The sequence below is a fragment of the Terrisporobacter petrolearius genome, from assembly GCF_020748185.1.
GTDB classification, from domain to species: domain Bacteria; phylum Bacillota; class Clostridia; order Peptostreptococcales; family Peptostreptococcaceae; genus Terrisporobacter; species Terrisporobacter petrolearius.
In genome coordinates this window covers 12,823-29,868 of sequence record NZ_JAHZMO010000015.1, presented here as the reverse complement: position 1 = coordinate 29,868, position 17,046 = coordinate 12,823, and the positions used below count along the sequence as shown (strand labels likewise).

Annotated in this window: 18 protein-coding genes; all 18 read right to left on the bottom strand. The window is 29.1% G+C overall.

The genetic code is table 11. The features are described from left to right. Window positions 1–13 precede the first annotated feature (13 nt). A complete protein-coding gene (gene rplI / locus K0040_RS10680) occupies window positions 14–463 on the bottom strand; it encodes a 50S ribosomal protein L9 (RefSeq protein ID WP_228108792.1) in 450 nt (149 codons plus the stop codon). Beyond that, entirely contained in the window at window positions 464–2,458 is a 1,995-nt protein-coding gene (locus K0040_RS10675) for a DHH family phosphoesterase (RefSeq protein ID WP_228108791.1), read from the bottom strand. A gap of 10 nt (window positions 2,459–2,468) precedes the next feature. Further along, window positions 2,469–3,419: a DUF2232 domain-containing protein gene (locus K0040_RS10670; protein ID WP_228108790.1), complete on the bottom strand. Its 951-nt coding sequence runs from the start codon at window positions 3,417–3,419 to the stop codon at window positions 2,469–2,471. 6 nt (window positions 3,420–3,425) lie between these two features. After that, window positions 3,426–3,746 (bottom strand): MazG-like family protein, encoded by a 321-nt coding sequence (locus K0040_RS10665; protein WP_228108789.1) that lies wholly within the window; start codon window positions 3,744–3,746, stop codon window positions 3,426–3,428. Window positions 3,747–3,990: 244 nt separating this feature from the next. Beyond that, window positions 3,991–4,218 carry a 30S ribosomal protein S18 gene (gene rpsR / locus K0040_RS10660; protein WP_018590090.1) on the bottom strand — a complete coding sequence of 76 codons (228 nt, stop codon included), beginning with the start codon at window positions 4,216–4,218 and terminating at the stop codon, window positions 3,991–3,993. Window positions 4,219–4,236: 18 nt separating this feature from the next. Then, entirely contained in the window at window positions 4,237–4,689 is a 453-nt protein-coding gene (gene ssb, locus K0040_RS10655; protein WP_018590089.1) for a single-stranded DNA-binding protein, read from the bottom strand. A 42-nt stretch (window positions 4,690–4,731) separates the two neighbouring features. Continuing rightward, window positions 4,732–5,010, bottom strand: coding sequence for a 30S ribosomal protein S6 (gene rpsF / locus K0040_RS10650; protein WP_074920230.1), 279 nt, complete (start codon window positions 5,008–5,010; stop codon window positions 4,732–4,734). 382 nt (window positions 5,011–5,392) lie between these two features. Next, window positions 5,393–6,613, bottom strand: a complete 1,221-nt coding sequence (locus tag K0040_RS10645) for an aminotransferase-like domain-containing protein (RefSeq protein WP_228108788.1) — start codon at window positions 6,611–6,613, stop codon at window positions 5,393–5,395. Between the two features lie 79 nt (window positions 6,614–6,692). After that, window positions 6,693–6,878, bottom strand: a complete 186-nt coding sequence (locus K0040_RS10640; RefSeq protein WP_074920228.1) for a DUF951 domain-containing protein — start codon at window positions 6,876–6,878, stop codon at window positions 6,693–6,695. Between the two features lie 455 nt (window positions 6,879–7,333). Next, window positions 7,334–8,626 (bottom strand): tetratricopeptide repeat protein, encoded by a 1,293-nt coding sequence (locus K0040_RS10635; protein ID WP_074920227.1) that lies wholly within the window; start codon window positions 8,624–8,626, stop codon window positions 7,334–7,336. Between the two features lie 221 nt (window positions 8,627–8,847). After that, window positions 8,848–9,717: a ParB/RepB/Spo0J family partition protein gene (locus tag K0040_RS10630; RefSeq protein ID WP_228108787.1), complete on the bottom strand. Its 870-nt coding sequence runs from the start codon at window positions 9,715–9,717 to the stop codon at window positions 8,848–8,850. Between the two features lies 1 nt (window position 9,718). Beyond that, complete coding sequence (locus K0040_RS10625) at window positions 9,719–10,492, bottom strand: ParA family protein (protein ID WP_074920225.1); 774 nt, start codon at window positions 10,490–10,492, stop codon at window positions 9,719–9,721. A 57-nt stretch (window positions 10,493–10,549) separates the two neighbouring features. Further along, window positions 10,550–11,335 carry a nucleoid occlusion protein gene (gene noc / locus K0040_RS10620; protein WP_228108786.1) on the bottom strand — a complete coding sequence of 262 codons (786 nt, stop codon included), beginning with the start codon at window positions 11,333–11,335 and terminating at the stop codon, window positions 10,550–10,552. Window positions 11,336–11,483: 148 nt separating this feature from the next. Then, on the bottom strand, window positions 11,484–12,203 hold the full coding sequence (rsmG, locus tag K0040_RS10615; protein WP_228108785.1) for a 16S rRNA (guanine(527)-N(7))-methyltransferase RsmG: 720 nt from the start codon (window positions 12,201–12,203) through the stop codon (window positions 11,484–11,486). Further along, complete coding sequence (gene mnmG, locus K0040_RS10610; protein WP_228108784.1) at window positions 12,196–14,091, bottom strand: tRNA uridine-5-carboxymethylaminomethyl(34) synthesis enzyme MnmG; 1,896 nt, start codon at window positions 14,089–14,091, stop codon at window positions 12,196–12,198. Before mnmG ends, rsmG begins: the two co-directional genes overlap by 8 nt. Window positions 14,092–14,184: 93 nt before the next feature. Beyond that, complete coding sequence (mnmE, locus tag K0040_RS10605) at window positions 14,185–15,564, bottom strand: tRNA uridine-5-carboxymethylaminomethyl(34) synthesis GTPase MnmE (RefSeq protein ID WP_228108783.1); 1,380 nt, start codon at window positions 15,562–15,564, stop codon at window positions 14,185–14,187. A 127-nt stretch (window positions 15,565–15,691) separates the two neighbouring features. Further along, window positions 15,692–16,357 carry an RNA-binding cell elongation regulator Jag/EloR gene (jag, locus tag K0040_RS10600; RefSeq protein ID WP_330490298.1) on the bottom strand — a complete coding sequence of 222 codons (666 nt, stop codon included), beginning with the start codon at window positions 16,355–16,357 and terminating at the stop codon, window positions 15,692–15,694. After that, the gene (locus tag K0040_RS10595; protein ID WP_228108782.1) at window positions 16,293–17,042 is read right to left on the bottom strand and encodes a YidC/Oxa1 family membrane protein insertase; all 750 of its coding nucleotides are present in this window, start codon (window positions 17,040–17,042) and stop codon (window positions 16,293–16,295) included. The genes jag and K0040_RS10595 overlap by 65 nt, the downstream gene beginning before the upstream one ends. Between the last annotated feature and the right edge of the window lie 4 nt (window positions 17,043–17,046).

The following is a 17,046-nucleotide window of genomic DNA, read 5'->3' as shown; positions in this document are numbered from 1 at the left end:
CTCAACCTAGTGCTTATTGTTTTTCTTTAACATCTACCCTTATCTTAGTAGTAACTTTTTGATGTATTTTTATTTCAACAAATCTTGAACCTAATACTCTAATTGGCTCATCAAGTGAAATTTTTCTTTTATCTACTTCTATATTATGCTGTTTCTTTAATTGTTCTGCTATATCTTTAGAAGTTATTGATCCAAATAATCTTCCAGCATCACCCGCTTTAGAATATATAGTTACAGCCATGTCTTCTATTTTTTTTCCTAATTCAACAGCTTCTTCATATTCTTTTTGAGCTTTTAATTCTTTTGATTTATTCTTTTCATTTAATTCTTTTACATTTGTATTATCAGCGACTACTGCCATTTTTTTAGGTAATAAAAAATTTTTTGCGTATCCATCACTTACTTCTTTAACTTCTCCCTTTTTACCAGTTCCTTTAACATCTTTTAATAATATTACTTTCATTTAGTCTTCCTCCCTTAAGTATTGTTCAATTATTTCATGTACTTTCATATAGGCTTCTTTAATAGATACTCCCTCCAGCTGGGCACCGGCTATATCCATATGTCCACCTCCACCTAGCTTTTCCATTAAAACATGTACATTTATTTTTCCTAATGACCTTGCACTTATGAATACAGTTTCATCTTTTTCACCAAGCACAAATGATGCCTCTATCTTTTTTACTGTCAATAATTCATCTGCAGCCTGAGCAATAACCACGTTAATATTTTCAGACTGTATTTTTGAATAAGATATACAAATTTTATTATCAATAATACGAGTATTACTTATAATTTCTGCCTTGGTTTTAAAATCTTCCACATTTGATCTAAATAGTTTCTTAACTTCTGTAGTATCTGCTCCTACCTTCTTTAAATAAGAAGCTGCCTCAAAAGTCCTTACTCCTGTTTTAAATGCAAAGAATTTTGTATCTAAACTTATACCTGCAAGAAGCCCTTCTGCTGTAAGTTTATTTATTTTAACATCATCCTCTAAATATTGGACAACTTCTGTTACCATTTCACAAGTAGATGATACATATATTTCATGGAATGATAAAACAGTATCTTGAATAGATTCTACACCTTTTCTATGGTGGTCTATTACAGCTACTTTTTTGCTTATCCCTAGCAACTCTTCGCATTCCGTATAACTAGGCCTATGAGTATCAACTACAACGACTAATGTATCTCTAGTACAATTTTTTATTGCATCTTCTTTACTTATAAATAAATCCTTATAGTGTTCACATTTGTTCAACCTGCTTACAAACTCATCTATAGACTCGTTAACAGAGTCCAATACTATATATGTTTCTTTTTTCAAAGATTTACATATATCATATATACCTACTGCTGCTCCCATAGCGTCTAAATCAGGATATTTATGACCCATTATATAAATAATTTGACTTTGAGATACTATCTCTTTTAATGCATGACCTATTAACCTAGATTTAACCTTTGTTGTCTTTTCAACTGCCTTAGACTTTCCACCATAAAACTCAAACTTATCTTTGGTTTTTACAATAGCTTGGTCTCCACCTCTACCTAGAGCTAAATCCAAAGCTCCAGTAGCAAGTTTAATATTTTCATAAATTGAGTCTCCACTTCTGCCAACGCCTATACTTATTGTTACAGGAAGTGTATTTCCATAATCAATACCTCTTATTGTGTCCAATATGGCAAATTTATTTTCTTGAAGTTTAGATAAACCTTTTTGATTAGTTATCACTATGTATTTATCCTTTGATGTTCTTTTTACTGCCGCTTGTAAAGATGTTTCTAAGCTAGATAGTATTCTCTCTAATTCTACAGAAATTAAAGATCTTTTTTCCTCATCAGCGCTCTTTAATACTTCATCGTATCCATCTACCTGAATTAGCATTATGATATTTTTTTCTTCCTCATATCTTTGAGAAAGATCTAAATATTGTGTTTTATCTATCCAGTAAAGCATCATTAAATATTTCACTTGATCCTCTTGTTCATTTTTTATAACATTATAAACAACTGTATACTCTCTATCTTTGTAGCTTACCTCAGTATACATTTCTTTATTTTCATTTAATACTTTTCTTAAATTAAGATTTTTAACTATATTGTCAATATTTTCGCCAAGCAAATCTGGTGACTGTGTAATGTCATAAAACTTCTTATTATACCATGATATATTTCCATCAAATTCGAGAATACAAAGAGGTATAGGTAGATTCATTATAGCCTTTTTTGTTGTTTCATCTATATCTAAAGACAGATTCTCGATGTACCTATTCCACTCTTTTTTTCTAAAATTAGCAATTCTCCAATTGTGAAATACTATATAAATAAATCCAAAGAAAAACAAACATCCTATATACAAATTATAGAAAAGCAGGATTAAACTTGTTATTCCAATAATTAATATATATATATTTATTTCTGGCATATTTATTTTAAAACTTGGTTTATTCCTCATTCCTATCCTCCTATATAGATTTATAAGCTCTCACATTTCTAAAGTCTAATATACTGTCTATCATACCTATAAAAGAAATTCCTGTCATTCCAAATATCCCTACGCACATTGCACCTATAAATACTTTTTTATTTATTCCATTTTTTAACCATTTTTTTATAAAATAAATAGATACGGCTATGCCTTGTACTATAAACATAAAATTAAATACCATTTGTAGATTTAAGAATATTGCATCTGTATACAATGGCGTTTTTATATAAGACAAACCAAACATTAACAAATATAATACGAACGAAATAACGATAGCATTTCCCGGTAAATAAAAATTCCTGAATTTTATTTCATCAAAACTTCCATATTTCATTCTTTTAAGAGCATATATTTCAACAAAATATATAATTATTGATGAAATCATTCCTCTAAAAAATAATATAGTCGGTATTATATTTTTAAATGTATCTATAATATTTGTTGTACTTAATAATTCATTGTTACTTATAGATTGTAACAGGCTTTTTTGTGCTTCTATACTTTCATTGAATACTTGAATCATCTCATTTAAGATATCAACTCCGAAAGCATATTTCGATATAATATAATGTACTACTATAGAAAGCATAAACACTATAGAACCTGCAAAAATCGGTTCATATTTATTGCTATCTTCTTTACTTAAAACTTTTTTAACTATAATACCTATAACTGTTCCAGGAACAATGCTGTTTATAAATATATCAACTGCATATATAGGTTTACTTAAAAATATTAAAGCAAAGAGTGGAATTATTAGTGATATTATATTATTTTTAATATTTGATAATGTTCCGATTAATGCAAAAGGTATTGGTATTAATAATAATATTAAACTTAATTGAGGAACATTTAAGCTTATCAATATTAATATTATAGCTAAAATGACTATCTGTAATACCTTTGATAGCCTTAAATCTTTATTCAATTTATATCACTCCCTATTGTCCATGTGTTTTTCCAATTCTGACAAATCCCCAAACCAGGTTTCTATACTGTGCTCTTCCTTTATCCCTTCTTTTGCTTTTTCCTTTATTTTATGATCTATTTCATCAAAACTAATGCCTAATCTTTTTCCTAAAAGATATGACAACATAATTAAATTAGCTATTGCATTTTGAAGTCCATCGTCAATAGGTTTTACGCCCTTAAATATTAGATTAAACAAATTACTTATACTTATTAGTATTTCATTTTTTATCCATTCTATTATTTTTACATTTTTTGTAATATCAGAACCTTTTTCTATTCGCACAATCTTCCCCCTCCTCAATATATAAACATTATATCATAATTTACAAGGTAACATACAATGAAAAAGGGAGGGCTTGTGCCTTCCTTATAATAATATTATCAAATTATCCATATTTATAATTTTCCAAGTAATAATTTAATATTTCACTTGCATAATTTACCCAAAATCTCAAAAACTATCTTTCTTATTTATCTAAAACTAATAAAAAAGCCCACCATTGATAAATCAATGGAAGGCATATTTATTAGTCTAATGTATATGGTAAAAGCGCTATATTTCTAGCTCTCTTTATTGCTACTGTTAATTCTCTTTGATGTTTAGCACATGTTCCTGATATTCTTCTTGGTAATATTTTACCTCTTTCAGTTACATATTTTTGTAATCTTTGAGTGTTTTTGTAGTCTATTCTAGCGTCTTTAGAAGCACAGAATTGACAAACTTTTCTTTTCTTACGTCTTTTTTTGTTTATCATTTAGAGTCCCCTCCTTTTCTAAAATGGTATTTCGTCATCGTCTATTGCTTGGAAACCATTTGGATCTAATCCTTGTGGTGCCTCGAAGTTAGGTTCGAAAGTCGGTTGCGAACCTTGATGACCTTCTCCGTATGGGTTTTCAGATCTATTTTTATTGCTCTCTAAAGCTTGTACTGAATTAGCACTTACTTTAGTAAAAGTTCTATTTTCTCCAGATTGTGTTTGATATCTATCAACTCTTAAAGTTCCTTGAACTGCAACTAATCTACCTTTTGAGATATAATTTGCACAAAAGTCAGCTGCTTTTCCCATCACTTCGACAGGAATAAAGTCTGTTTCTTTAGTTCCATCTTTTTTAGTATAGTTTCTATCTATAGCTATTGTAAAGTTAGCAACAGGTGTTCCACTTCCAGGTATATATCTTAATTCTGGATCCTTAGTTAATCTACCAACTAATACTACATGGTTCATAAAAGCACCATCCTATTCATAATAAAACTGGTTAAACGCTAATTAAGCGCAAACTATCATATGTCTTATTACGTTTTCGTTTATTTTTAAGTTTCTGTCTAATTCTTTTGGAAGATCAGCAGAAGCTTTGAAGTTTACTAACACGTAGAAACCTTCTGTGAACTTAGCTATTGGGTAAGCTAATTTCTTATTTCCCCATGTGTCAACTTTTTCAACTTCGCCATTAGCTGAGATTACTTCTTGAACTTTGTTCATTACTGCTTCTTTAACTTCGTCTTCAGCGTTTGGTCTTACAACGTAAACTAATTCATAATTTTTCATTAAATTTCACCTCCCTTTGGACTTAACGGCTCCACTTTTGCAGAGCAGAGAAATGAGAATAAATTCTCATACTTATGTATTTTATCACTTATAATAAGCTCTGTCAAACTATTTATACCTAATTTTACTTTGTATAATTTAATAATAGTTTTATATTTATTTAGTGTTTAAAAATTTTATTTATTTTATTCAATTTATGTATATTTTTATTGCTTCTGATAAATAATACAAGTATATATAGCCCCCATAACTTAAATATATTTCATCCCAATCTCCCAAATGGATAGCTTAATAGCTATCCATTTTAAATTAAATTAAAAACGGACAAAGAAAACCTTTGCCCGATTTTTAGTATTAACCTATCTTACAAGTTTTATACAAATTATTTATTTGTAGCTAACTCTTTTTCTTCGTTCTTAGCTAATTCTTCTCTTAAAACTTCTCCCATTCTCTTTATACCTTCTATTATTTTTTCTTCAGGCATGTTTGAATAGTTAAGTCTACAAGTATTGTATACTCCTCCGTTTGGATAGAAAGACTCACCTGGAACATAAGCTACATTCTTCTCTAGGCATTTTTTAGCCATTTCACCAGCATTAATTCCTTTAGGGAATGTGACCCAAGTAAATAGCCCTCCTTGTGGATGTGTAAACTCAACACAAGCTGGGAATTCTTCTTTCATAGTTTGTAACATTACATCTCTACGTTTAACATAACATGCTTTTATTTTTTCAACATGCTCATCTAAGTCATAAATATCCATAAATTTACTTACTTCCATTTGACTTATTGTAGATGCTTGTAAGTCAGCTCCTTGCTTACAAATATTAAATTTAGCTAATATTTTTGGAGCAGCACAAGTCCATCCTAATCTATATCCTGGACAGAATATTTTTGAGAAAGTTCCAAGATATATTACTAACCCCTTAGTATCTAATGATTTTAGAGATGGTAAACTCTCTCCATCAAATCTTAATTCCCCATATGGATTGTCTTCTATTACAGGTATTTCATATTTATTTACTATTTCCATAAATTTAAGACGTCTTTCTAATGGCCATGTTCTACCTGAAGGATTTTGGAAATCTGGTATTACATATATCATTTTAACTTTGTCATTTGAAGCTAAAACCTTTTCTAAGTCTTCCATTATCATACCATCATTGTCAGTGTCAATTTCGATAAACTCTGGCTCATATGCTTTCATTGCATTTAATGCTCCCATATAAGATGGACTTTCACATAAAATCACATCACCTTTGTCTATAAATGTCTTTCCAGAAAAATCAAGACCTTGTTGAGATCCACTAGTTATTAATATATCATCTGGACCTACATTAGTTTTTAGCGTGTTGTTCATTCTTGCTGAAATTTTTTGTCTTAATGGAAGATATCCTTCAGTTGATGTGTACTGTAATGCTGTTCTTCCTTGCTCTTCTAATACTGCCACTGATACCTTCTTCATTTCCTCCACTGGAAATAATTCTGGAGCAGGCATCCCACCTGCGAAAGATATTACCTCTGGTCTAGCTGTAAGTTTTAACAACTCACGTATCGCTGATCCTTCAATTTTACTCATTCTGTCTGCAAATCTAACTGCCATGTTAAAGCACCCCCTATATATTACCTAATGATCTATATAAATTTTATTAGGTTACTACAACTGTTTAACTAAAGCCTTCCTATTTACTTACAACTTTCTTTATTCTTTTTTCCAAAGTTTGTCTATCTAACATAATCAATCTCTTACAGTTAGTGCATTTAATCTTTATATCCATGCCTACTCTAACTATTTCAAATTGTTTACATCCACAAGCATGTTGTTTTTTTAGTTCTACTATATCACCTAAATTAAGATCCATTGGCATAAACAATCAACCTCCTTACTAATTTAGATTTTGCTTTTGTTGCATTAGTTTTTATGACATTTAATAGTTCTCCCAAAACATTAAACACCATTTCATTGTTTTATGTTTTCAGTTGAAAATCAATAAATACAACACCACTTTTTATAATAAATATTTTAAGAAGTAGTATTAATATGAACCTTAATAATTGCTTTGTCTTAATTATCTTTAGTCGATAGAAATGAATTAAGACTGATAATACTATTTACTTTAATAAAATTATTTAACTTTATTGCTTCAGTCTTTAAATAAAAAATCTTTTATTTATTCTATTTATATATAATTATAATGAGAAATTGCTTCAATACCATAATTATACCAATTGAGTATACAAATGTAAATTTGTTATTATCATATTTTTTAAATAATCACAGCAATAAAAAGCTTTTCCATAGTAATATTTAATATGTCAAATATTATATAATATTTAACTCTTTATACATAATAACACCTTTTTGGTAATATTCTAATTCTCTTTCTTTTGATATACTCGAATATAACTTACCTAATTCAATGTATAAACTAGCTAATATTTTCTTACTTTCTAATCCTTTTGCAATATCTATGCACTTGTTTAAATAATCGATTGATGTTTCTACTTCATCCTTATTATTATACATATCAGAATAGAATTTTAGTGACTTATACTCATAGTACTTATCTTTATTTTTAATAGATGACACTAGGGCTAATTTACAATATCTTTGAGCCATCTCATATTCGCCTCTTTTTACATAAGAATCAATCATATTAAACAAACTTTCCATCATATATTGGTTTTCATCTCTCTTTGTAATATCATATACTTTTTGAGAGTATTCTAAGTGTTTATCTATATCTCCCATTTCTGAGTAAATTTTACTCATAGACAAATATACTTTAGCCAATCTATTTTTGTTTTCTTCTTTTTCTATTATTTCTAATGCTTTATTAAAGCATTCTTTAGATTCAGCAAATTTCCCAATGTTTAGTAGATTTTTAGCTTTTAGTACTAAAATATTAACCTCTTCTTTTATACAATCTTCATTATCTATTTTGTCTATTTTTTCCATAAACTCTAATGACTTCTGAGGTTGATTTAATTTCATGTAACACTCAGAAATTTTACTGTATAACTCTTTGTATATGTCTGCATCTTCTATGTTACTTTCGTCTAGTACCTCTTTTGCAAACATAAAATGAGTTAAAGCCCCCTTGTAGAATTCATCTATCATATATATATTTCCTATATTAACATAGCAATTGTATATATCGTCTTTATCTTCATTTTTTATAAAGTAATATAGTGCTTTTTCGTAATAATATACAGCACAAGTATAATCTCCTTTTTTGCAATTAATCTCAGCTAATAGATTATTACATTTCCCGTAATTTTCATTTAATTTGTACTCTTTACATATATCTATAATTTCTTTTATTTGTTCTTCTGCTTTTTCCAATTCATCACATTTAATATAAATTTCACTTTTTAGTATAAGATTATCTGTTATTTTTTTAGATTGCATCTCTTTTGTTTCTAGTAAATAGTCTACACTTACCCCTAATTTATTCGACAAATATTCCAACAGCTCATAGCTTGTATGTGATTTGTCTCTTTCAATATGACTTATTTGAGCTGCTGTAATTCTATCTCCAGCTAATTCCTTCAATGTCATATTTTGCTCTTTTCTAAGCCTTTTTATTTTTTCCCCTAAACTTAATATATTCATTAATATTTGCTCCCCCCCTTTTTAAGTTGTTATTATTTTATAATATAATTATAACTTATATTTACATTAAAAACATCACTAAAATATTCCTTTTTCTAATTATATTTTTTGTGTATAAATATTTAATATTATAAAAAAATACATTAAAGATTCAGTTTAAATTATAAATTTTTTATATATAAAAAGAAGGTATTAATCAAATTAATACCTTCTTTTTTTCATTAATCTTCATCCATCATCATGGATAAGATGTCATTCAATTCGTCTTGATTATTGTAAACTATTTCTATTTTACCTTTTTTCTTACCCTTTGATATATTTACCTGTGTACCAAATATATTAGAAAGTCTTTCTTCCGCATCAATTATATAAATATCTTTTTGCTTATTTTCCGATTTCTTAACTTGTTTGTTACAAATAATTTTTTTTGCCATTTCTTCTACTACTCTAACAGATAAATCATCTTTAACTATTTTGTTAGCTACTTCTAATTGCTGATCATGATTTTCTATTCTAAGTAATGCTTTTCCATGACCAGGTGTTATTTCTCCATTTTCAATCATTTTAATTACTTTTTTCTGCAAATTTAGTAGTCTTAAAGTATTTGTAATATGAGGTCTGCTTTTTCCCACTGCCTCTGATAGCTCTTCTTGAGTAACCTTATAGTTATCTATTAAGCTTTTATAGGCTAAAGCTTCTTCTATTGCATTTAAATCTTCCCTTTGCAAGTTTTCTATAAGAGCAATTTCCATTATATCTTTAACTGGTATATCCTTAATTACAGCAGGTATTTCTTCTTTCCCCGCCATAATAGATGCTCTATATCTTCTTTCACCCGCTATAATAATATAATTAGCCTCACCTGTAGGCTTTAAAACTATTGGTTGTAGCACTCCTACATTTTTTATAGAATCAGATAAAACTTTTATTTTATCTTCATCAAATTCTTTTCTTGGTTGGTTTTTGTTAGGTCGTATATCGCTCAACTTTATTTGTACAATCTCTTTTTTATCAACCTCATCATTTATTTCAGGGATTAAAGCGCTAAGACCTTTTCCTAATCTTTTACTTCTTCTAGGTGTATTATCCATACTATATTACATCCTCCTCTAATTCAATAAATTCTTCTGCTAGTTCTTTATATGCTAATGTTCCCCTACATTTTGAATCATAATAAATCACCGGTTTTCCATAGCTTGGTGCCTCAGCAAGTCTTACATTTCTAGGAATTAATGTAGTGTATACACTCCCTTTGAAGTATTTTTTTACTTCTTCAACAACTTGAATAGATAAATTTGCTCTTCCATCAAACATACTAAGAACTACACCTTGTATTTCAATCTTAGGATTTAGTCTTTTTTTTACTAGTTTATATGTTGACATTAACTGGCTCACACCTTCTAATGCATAATATTCACATTGTATAGGTATTAAGACACTATCAACCGCAGTCAATGAGTTTATAGTAAGCATACCTAAAGAAGGAGGACAGTCTATAAAAATATAGTCATATTTATCTTTTATTTTGTCTATACTATCTCTTAGTTTATACTCTCTATCACTTTCATTTGCCAACTCTATTTCTGCGCCAGCTAACTCACTAGCTGCTGCTACAATCTGTATGTTATCAAACTCTGTTTCAATAATAGCTTCTCTTATATCTAAACCATCTATTATAACTTCATATATAGTATTTTCTACAGTATTTTTATCAATTCCATAACCACTAGTAGTATTCCCTTGGGGATCCATGTCTAAAACTAATACTTTTTTGCCTAATTGTCCTAAACTCGCACTTAGATTAACATTAGTTGTTGTCTTTCCTACTCCACCTTTTTGGTTAAAAATTGCTACAGATTTTCCCATAAAGATTTCCCCCTTTTTTCTTCTTTTAAAAAAAGATTACTGCTAAGCAGTAATCCCTTATTTTTTAGGAATTTTGACTACAACTTCCATGTAATCTCCTTTATCTATTTCATTATACTTTGCTTCAATTCCTGTATTCTTTATGGCATCATATGCTTGTTTTAATGTATTAAGGTATATTCTAATACCTACTGAACATTTTATATTTTGTTTCTTTTCAGGTTCGCTCTCTGCTCTTAAAGCCTCTAATGTATCATTAATTAATTTTTCCGTTTTCTTAACTGTAAGCTCTTGTTTAACTACTTTTTGAATAATTTCCATCATTAGTTCTTCGCTAGGCAACTTAAGCAATGCTCTTGCATGTCTTTCAGTCAAACTATTTTCAACAAGATATTGCTTTACACTATTAGGAAGTTTTAATATTCTAAGTTTATTAGCTATAGTTGATTGATTTTTACCTAATTTTTCAGCCAACTGTTGTTGGGTAAAATTATGTTCTTTTATTAAGTTCTCATATCCTAAAGATTCCTCTATAAAGTTCAAATCTTCTCTTTGTAAATTTTCTAATAAAGCTAGAACTGCAGAATATTGATCTGACATATTATTTATTATTGCTGGTATAGTTTTTAGCTCAGCTAATTTTGCTGCTCTTAATCTTCTTTCCCCTGCAACTAACTCGTATCCATCTTCTTTTTGTCTAACAGTAATTGGTTGAAGTATTCCGTACTCTTTTATAGATTTACTTAATTCTTCTAATGCATTGATTGAAAATACTTTTCTTGGTTGATATGGATTAGGAATTATTTTATCAACTGGTATCTCTTTAACTATTTTTTCTTCCATAACATCCCTCTCTTATTGATAAATATATTTTTACTGCAATTTATGTAAATTTATTTTGATTTTTTACTCACAAAGGGAAACTACTTCCCTTTATGAGTATTTATTTCTTCATTTAATATTATTTTCCTTCTATATTTCTCTATATTATTTATTTTATAGGATTTTTAGATGGTTTACCTGCTTTTCTTGGATATTTTGATGGGGTACTCTTTATTTTTTTAAATACTAATATATTGTGATTTAATTCTAAATCAGATAACTTAATATCTATTTTTTCAACAAATTCTATTCCCAAAGTTTCCATAGCTGCTTTTGACTCTTCTAGCTCTAAGTTAGCATTTGGTCCTTTAAGACATATAAAATATCCCCCAACTTTTACAAATGGAACACAAAACTCCATTAATATTGGTAATCCGGCAACAGCCCTTGCTGTAGCTACATCATACTGTTCTCTGTACTCTTCGATTTTACCAAAATCTTCAGCTCGCCCATGAATAAATTCTATCCCTTTTAAATTTAATTCACTAGCCACCTCTTGTAAAAAGTTTATTCTTTTATTTAGAGAATCTAATAAAGTTAGATTTAAATTTTCTAAACAAATTTTTAGTGGCATACCAGGAAAACCTGCCCCAGTACCCACATCTATTAATGATATATCATCAGTTATATAATTATTAGTTACAGCTGATATAGAGTCCAAAAAATGCTTAATATATACTTCTTTTTCTTCCTCTATACCTGTTAAGTTCATTACTTTGTTCCATTCAACTAATATTTCTCTGTATTTTTTAAAATTTTGAAGCTTTTCATCAGTAGCTTCTAGACCAAAGCCTTCTATTCCTACTTTTAATACTTCTAAGTTATTCATTGCTTCCTCCTCTAGTTTTTCTTATTTGCTCTAAATAAATAAGTAAAACTGATATATCTGCAGGAGAAACCCCCGAAATACGAGATGCTTGACCTATAGATACTGGCTTTATAGCATCTAGCTTTTGTCTAGCTTCTAGTCTTAAACCATCTATTGAAGAATAATTCATATCTTCAGGAAGCTTTCTATTTTCTAATTTTTTAAATTGATCTATTTGCTTTAATTGTTTATCTATATATCCTTCATATTTAGACATAATTACACATTGTTCTTTAACATCATTAGATACCTCTTCTCCAGCACCTTTTCCTATTTGTTCTAAGATGCTATAAGTAACTTCTGGACGCTTTAGAAATTCATATAATGATAAACCAACTTTTATTTCTGAACCACCAACTTCAGCCAATATATGGTTAACCTCTTTTGGTGTTACTCTTTCTATTTTTAGTCTTTTTAATTCTTTTTCAACCTCTGCTTTTTTAGCAATATATCTTTCATATCTATCTTCTTTAACGAGACCTATGTGATGACCTTTTTCTGTAAGTCTCATATCTGCATTATCTTGTCTTAAGTATAGTCTATATTCTGCTCTAGAAGTCATCATTCTATAAGGTTCATTAGTTCCTTTAGTAACTAAGTCATCTATAAGAACTCCTATATATCCCTCTGATCTATCTAGTATAAAAGGTTCTTTCCCATCTATTTTTAGAGCAGCATTTATACCTGCTATAAGACCTTGAGCCGCTGCTTCTTCATATCCTGAAGTACCATTAAATTGTCCTGCACTGTATAAATTTTCAGTTACTTTTATTTCCAAAGTAGCTTTTAATTGTGTTGGATCTATGCAGTCATATTCAATTGCATAAGCTGGTCTCATTATTTTAGCATTTTCAAGACCTTTCATAGATTTATATATTTGAACTTGAACTTCAAAAGGTAAGCTTGTTGATATACCTTGAATATACATTTCTTTTGTATCTAGTCCTTCTGGCTCAATAAATGTTTGATGTGATTCTTTATCATTGAATCTTACAACCTTATCTTCTATTGATGGACAATATCTCGCTCCTGTAGCATTAACTTTTCCACCATACATAGCAGATCTTTCAATGTTATCCATAATAACTTTATGTGTATCCGAATTTGTCCTTGCCAAATAACAAGGAACTTGATCTATCTTTAAATTTTCACTCATAAATGAGAATGGAGTTATTCTTTCATCTCCCTCTTGGATTTCCATTTGAGAGAAATCTATACTATCTTTATGAATTCTAGCAGGAGTACCTGTTTTGAATCTTCTCATATTTAAACCTAAATCAACTAATTTATCCGTTAAAGAAGCTGCATATCCTAACCCATTAGGCCCTTCTTTAAACGTTCCCTCACCTATATAAATTAATGAATTTAAGTAAACTCCAGTTGCAAGTATAACTGCCTTAGCATTATAAGAACATCCTAATTTAGTTACTACACCTGTCACAACTTTTCCATCATGAAGTATATCTACAACTTCATCCATAGCTATATCTAAATTTGTCTCGTTTTCAAGTGTTTTTTTCATTTCTGTGTGATATTTAAACTTATCTGCTTGTGCTCTTAAAGAATGTACAGCTGGTCCTTTTGCCGTATTTAGCATTCTACTTTGTATAAATGTCTTATCTACATTTATACCCATTTCTCCACCAAGAGCATCTATTTCTCTAACTAATTGTCCTTTACCAGTTCCACCTATAGATGGGTTACATGGCATCATTCCAATTGAATCTAGTGTTAGTGTTATTATTAGGGTTTTATGACCCATTCGCGCTGTAGCTAATGCTGCTTCACATCCAGCATGTCCTGCTCCAACAACAATTACATCATAATTTCCTGCATTATATGTTTGCATGTTTTCTCCTTTCTTAAATAATGTTTCACGTTAAACGTTAATATCTTATTAATCGTTTCATTTATAAAGTAACCTTATTTAAGTTTATTTTATTTATTTCCCAATACAGAAGTTTGCAAATATAGTATCTAGTAAATCTTCCTGTACAGTATCTCCATTTATATACCCTAAATAATCCCATATATTCTTAAAGTCAACTTCTATGAAATCATAAGGTAGTCTTTGATCTATTCCATCTATAGCATCATTTATAGCATTATATGCTTTTAGTAAGGCATCCTTGTGTCTAGAATTTGTAACAACTACACTTGAGTTATTTTTTATATCTCCTTTAAATACCATCGATTCTATTTTATTATGAACCTGTTCAATACCTTCATTCTTTAATGCTGATATTTTTATTATACTATCTTTGTCAACATATTTAGCTATTTCTTCCTCTGATACAACTTGATTAAGATCATTTTTGTTTAACAAAACAATAGTCTTTTTATCCACTGCTTGTTCTAATATGTCTTTATCTTCTTGTGACAGTTCTTTTGAACCATCTATTACGATTATTACTAAGTCTGCTGAGTTAAATGATTCTCTAGATTTTTCTACACCTATTTTTTCAACTATATCTTCTGTTTCTCTTATGCCTGCTGTATCAACAATTTTTAAAGGAATTCCCTTTATATTAACGAACTCTTCTATTACATCTCTTGTTGTTCCAGCAATTTCAGTAACTATGGCTCTGTTCTCTCCTAAAATATAGTTTAGTAACGATGATTTTCCTACATTTGGTTTACCAACTATAACTGTTTTTAGGCCGTCTCTTAAAACTTTTCCGCTTTCAGCTGAGTCATACAATGATTTTATTTCACTTCTTAATCCTTGCGCACTCTCAATAAGCATTGCATAAGTTATTTCCTCAACATCTTCTTCACTAAAATCTATTGAAACTGTTAAATGTGCTAAAATTTCTGTTACCTTAAACCTTAACTCTTTTATTTTATTAGCTAAGGCACCACTTAAATGACTTTGAGCTACCTCTTGAGCCTTATCTGTTTTTGCTTTAATTACATCAATTACAGCTTCTGCTTGAGATAAATCTATTCTTCCATTCAAAAATGCTCTTTTTGTAAATTCACCTTCATCAGCAAGTCTTACGTCTTTACTTAATATTAGTTCTAATATTTTTTTTACTGAAATAAATCCACCGTGACAATTTATTTCTATTACATCTTCTGCTGTATAAGAATTAGGTCCTTTCATAAAAGCAAGTAACACTTCATCTATTTTTTTATCACCATCAAATATATGGCCATATATTAGAGTACGAGTTTTATAATCTGTTATATTTTTCCCTGAAACAGATTTAAATATCTCCTCAGCTACTGGAAGTGATCTACTTCCACTAATTCTTATTATGCCTATTCCACCTTCTCCTGGCGCTGTTGCAATTGCTGCTATAGTATCATCTATAAACATGATATCACCTCTATATTTAATCTATTTTAAATTCTTAACTATTATTTAAAATTATAACCTTAATTTTATCATTATATTAAATAAATTACAAAAATTAAACCCCCTAAATAGTTAGGAGGTTTGAATTTTATCTTTTATATTCAATCACTAGTCTTCTATATGGATCTGTTCCTTCACTATAAGTAATTACATACTTATCGTTTTGTAAAGCTGAATGAACTATTCTTCTTTCATAAGGATTCATATAGTCCAGTTTTTTAGTTCTTCTAGTTTTTGCTACTTCACGAGCAACTTTTCTAGCATATCTAACTAATGATTCTTCTCTTTTATTTCTATAATTTTCTATATCAACTAATACTCTCATACGAGAATCTTTATTGATTTTATTTAAAGCTAGTCCAGTTAAAAATTGTACTGCATCAAGAGTTTCTCCTCTTCTTCCAATTAAACAAGTAGCTTCCTTTCCTTCAATGCTAATTTTAATTAAGTTCTCCTCTTGAGTGGCATTAACTTTAGCATTTATCTTAGATTTTAATAGAATACTTTCTATAAATTCCTTAGCAATTTCTATTTCTTCTTTTTTTATTACTTTCACTTCATATATTCCATCTTTAGCCCCTAGGAATCCTAGAAACCCCTTAGAAGGATTTTGAATAACATTTACTTCAATGTCTTTTTCTTCAACGCCTAATTCCAGTAATGCTGATTGAATCGCTTCTTCTTTCGTCTTACTTGTTATTTCTATCTTTTTTGTTTGACTTTGCATTGCTGTTAGGTTTTCCTGATTTTTCATCTTCAACTACTGCCTCCTTAGAATCAGCCAGTTTAGCTTTTAAAGGACTTGTTATTAATTGATATTGAGCTATAGAGAACAAGTTACTTGTTATCCAATATATTGCAAGACCTGCTTGGAAAGTATATCCCCAGAATAATGACATTGCTGACATTACATAAGTCATACTTTTCATCATATTTTCAGTTTGCGCATCCCCAGTAGACATCATTTTTTGCATGAAGTAAGCACTTATACCTGAAAGTAATGCTAAGCTGATACTTCCTGTTGCAGAAATATTTTTTATCCATAAGAAACCTGCTTGCGCTGCTTGTGCTGCCACATCTGCATTTGGAAATACACCATAAAGTACAGGTTGTCTTAATACATTAAATAATCCTATTAATATAGGCATTTGTATTAATAATGGCAAACAACCAGCTAGTGGATTAATCTTTGCTTCTTTATAAATCTTCATTAGCTCTTCTTGCTGTTTTTCTGGCTTATTTTTATATTTTTCTTGAATTTCCTTTATTTTAGGTTGGATGTCTTGCATTGCTTTTTGAGATCTTATTTGCTTTACCATTAAAGGGACTAATAATAATCTTACAAATAGCGTAAATACAACTATAGACAATCCATAATTATTCACAAACTCAAAAATAACTCTGAGTATATGACCTAATACATTACTTATAATACTCAATTGT